The organism is Caldisericaceae bacterium (assembly GCA_036574215.1).
Taxonomy (GTDB): Bacteria; Caldisericota; Caldisericia; order Caldisericales; family Caldisericaceae; genus Caldisericum.
The window spans coordinates 1-3606 of sequence record JAINCR010000002.1; the positions used below are offsets into that span (position 1 = coordinate 1).

4 protein-coding genes are annotated in these 3606 nt (G+C 33.1%); 2 read left to right on the forward strand and 2 right to left on the reverse strand.

The window, feature by feature from the left end; genetic code table 11:
- Window positions 1-32 precede the first annotated feature (32 nt).
- Both K6343_00090 and K6343_00095 read right to left on the reverse strand, forming a co-directional pair.
- A complete protein-coding gene (locus tag K6343_00090) occupies window positions 33-548 on the reverse strand; it encodes a PepSY domain-containing protein (GenBank protein ID MEF3244374.1) in 516 nt (171 codons plus the stop codon).
- Between the two features lie 221 nt (window positions 549-769).
- The gene (locus tag K6343_00095; GenBank protein ID MEF3244375.1) at window positions 770-1534 is read right to left on the reverse strand and encodes an MBL fold metallo-hydrolase; all 765 of its coding nucleotides are present in this window, start codon (window positions 1532-1534) and stop codon (window positions 770-772) included.
- 161 nt (window positions 1535-1695) lie between these two features.
- Here K6343_00095 and K6343_00100 point away from each other — a divergent pair, with 161 nt between their 5' ends.
- Both K6343_00100 and K6343_00105 read left to right on the forward strand, forming a co-directional pair.
- Window positions 1696-2349 carry a DUF4388 domain-containing protein gene (locus tag K6343_00100; protein ID MEF3244376.1) on the forward strand — a complete coding sequence of 218 codons (654 nt, stop codon included), beginning with the start codon at window positions 1696-1698 and terminating at the stop codon, window positions 2347-2349.
- 626 nt (window positions 2350-2975) lie between these two features.
- Window positions 2976-3606, forward strand: a 631-nt coding sequence (locus K6343_00105) for an MFS transporter (protein ID MEF3244377.1), incomplete at its 3' end; no start/stop codon positions are given.

The window sequence follows — 3606 nt, forward strand, 5'->3', positions numbered from 1 at the left end:
CCCCGGAGTTTTTCTGTAAGAATAAGATCTAACTAATTACCTGATTGAAGTTCTTCTTGCACTGTATCAGTATCAGGTGCTTGAGAAGCTTTTTCTTCCATACTATCTGAAGCTTCAACTATCAATACTGAACCTGTGCCTGCATCAATTTTTACATCACTTAATTTGTTGTTGGCATCTTTAATAGTAACACTATACACAAGATAGCAATTTTCATTATCTAAACTTGTTTTTACAACTGTGCCTGGAACTTTAGCCAGGGCAGCTTTTTCTGCATCAGCTTGTGAAATCTTTGCAAGTCCTTGAAGGGCTTGAGCTTCACTTGCTTCATCTTTTGCATCTGTTTCAGTTACAGCAATACTCCCAACATAGTTTGGCTCTTTTACATCGTTTTGAGTGTTTGCTTCATCTTGAGCTTTTGCACTAGTTGCTACCTGAGAAGTAGTTGTTGTTCCACTTGCAAACACATTGTGTTTGCTTACAAAGAATGCAGTACTTGATACTATCACGCCAAGAATTACCATCAACGCTAAAACTCTTTTTTTCATCTTGCACCTCCTAAGTGTAAGTTTTTTTGGAAGTTCTTTTTGAACTTCCTGAAAGCATTATACAAAACCATCTGTGAAGAATCCGTGAAGAAATTACTATCTTACACTTCTTTAGAAAAAAATTTTAATGGAAAGGTCCGTGCAAGAAAAAAAATAAAGGCATCCTATTAGGATGCCGTAAGACAGCACTTTAGAAATACTTTTTAGTATAGTTTAAAGTTTTAATCTAAAAATTCATTATTTACTTTATACCAGCCTGGGTTTTCTTCAAGAGTTGGTTTAAATTGCTCTGCCCAGTTAAGGAAGGCATTTACAATTTCTTTGTTTGGATATCTTGCTCCATGCTGGGGGATAATTTGTTCTACATCCAAGCTTCTTACCAATTTGACCCACTCTTTAATTGAGTAAGAAGACGGCAAGTATCTTTTGTGAAAGCCTTCCATATACTGCTTGTGGTTTTCAAAATCTTGAACTTCTTCGTAAGGTGCATTAAAAGAAGTGCCCATATCCCCTGAAAGAAGAATTTTTGATGTTGGGTCGTATGCTTGAAAGTTCCCCGGAGAGTGTAAAAAATGTGCTGGAAGAAGGATAATTTCTGTATTACCTAATTTAAGTTTTCCACCGTAGTCGTTTACTAAGACAAAGCGCTCTTTACTAATACCTTTCGTTGTATAGTGAGGGATAAATCTTTCCCAAAGAGTTGAGATTACTATTTTTGAATTTAAGGAGATCAACCAAAAATTTAGCGATGCTCCAACATCAGGGTCTTGATGCGATAAAACTATGTATTTTATTTTTTGCGGCGGAATAATTGTTGAAATTTCTGAGAATAGGAAGGTATTAATTCTTGTGCCACCTGGTTCAAATAAAATTCCTTCATCGCCATTTTTTATAAGGAACTGATTTGTTTCAACTTCATCTGCATCTTCATAATTGTAGAATTTCACAACTTCGTGTTTCTCGTTTTTAAAAAGTGTAATTTTCATAAAACCCCCTTTAAATTTTTTCTAATTATAATTTATTTCAGTTACTTAGTCAACCTTATTTAAATAAATTTAGTCATTTTAAAAGGTGAAATTTTTAAACCTTTATTTATTAAAAAAATTGTGTATAATAAAGTATGCTAAAAGGGTTTCTTTGGAAGGATATGAAGTTATCACAAATTCTTAATCTTGTTAACAAAAACAAGATGTCTGGCATTCTCTATATTGGTTTGGAAGATGAAAATCAAGTTCTTATAAAAGAAGGCCGTATTGTTTATGCAAGTTATAATGATTTTTCTGATTTAGATGCGCTGAAAGAGATGGCAATTGTAAAAGATGAGTTTGATTTTAACATCCAGGGTTCTGTTTTTTTTAAATCCGAATTTGAAAATTTAACAGATTCAGTAATAAAAACAATTGAAGAAACCGAAAATATTTTTACGAATATCTCATATCTACTTGATATGTTTGTTGAAATTGGTGAAGGTAATAAAGAAATCGTTCTTACTTCCGAAGAGATAAAATTCCTTTCCTCAATGGAAGTAAAACCTCAAAGTGTAAAAAGTATAGTTTCAAATCGAAGAGTTCCAACTATAGATACCCTCGTTCTTATTCATAAATTAATTGAAAAATCTGCTCTTTTGGCATACAAAATTGAATACCCTAATGTATTTGAATATATTGTTGAAAAATATCCCAATTTAATTGAGATTTGTAAGAATTATCCAGATAACATAAACAAAGTAAAAGAAGTAATTTTAAAAACTCAAAAAGATATCGCAAAACAGATTGTTAACGAGATTAGCAGAATAAAATAAAATTCATTTTTTTTGCTTCATCGACTTTTCTTTTTTTATTTAATCTATCTGTTATTTTTGCGAATTTGGGTCTCTTACAAAAGCAGTAAAATAACCCAAAATGTCATGCTGACTTTGAAATAATCCTAAAACAAACAATTTCATTCCTACGTGGTGAAGACTCGCCTGGTCATTCAGATAAGCGAACGAATTAAGCGAGGAAGAATCTTTTCCTTTGAAAGACAAGATCCTTCTTTTCACTCAGGATGACATAATGGGCGTCATTCTTAACGAGGCGACCTTTTGCCGAGGAAGAATCTTGCCGTTCATCCTATATTGCCATTCTGAGGGTGTAAGAAATGAAGAATCTCATACGTTTAAAGACAGGATCCTTCGCTTAAGTTTACACTGAGCAAAGAAAACGTGCTCGGGATGACTGGATGAGAAAGGGAAGCCTTGGGACTGTTCCTCTCAAATATTAGATCCTTCGCTTACACTCAGGATGAAAAAAAAGTGCTCAGGATGACACGATTCAGGATGACATACTTGTTTCAGCGTAGGATTTTTGTAAAAAGTCTCAATTCAAATACTTGACACGTGTATATACATATGCTACAATTTACTAAAAAAAGTCTAAGGAGGTAAAAATGCAAGTAGAAGATTTTCTTGAAAAAAAAGTTTCAAAAGGAGTTCAAGTAAAACTACTTTTGGTTAGCGCTCTTTTTTGGGCAACTGTTGCTTCCGGTGTCATGGTGATGAGCCTAACTCTTCCTAAAATTGCTTTGTATTATAATATTGATCAAACTAAAACTTCTCTTATTGCTTCTTTTACATTTTTAGGGATGTTAATAGGAGCAACTCTTTTCGGCAACGTTTCAGATTATTTTGGACGTAAACCGCTAATTGCAATAACTCTTGTTTTAACAGCGGTATTTACCGCATTAACAGGTATAAGAATGAATTTCAATTTGCTTCTTTTGGTTCGTTTTCTTGCTGGTATGGGAATGGGTGGATTGCTTCCAGTTGTAAATTCATATTTAGCAGAATTTTCTCCTAAATCCATAAGAGGAAGAAATCTTGTGCTTCTTGAAGCAAGTTGGGCTATAGGTTCGATAATAATCGGTGTATTTGCTGTAACAGTAGGAAAAACAAATTGGCAACTTGATTACTATGTCTTTATTTTCTCTTTAGTTTTTCTTTTTACTCTCTTTAGTATTCCAGAGTCGATAAAATTTCTCTTAAAGAAGAAAAGGTTTGATGAATTAAATAAAAACCTCG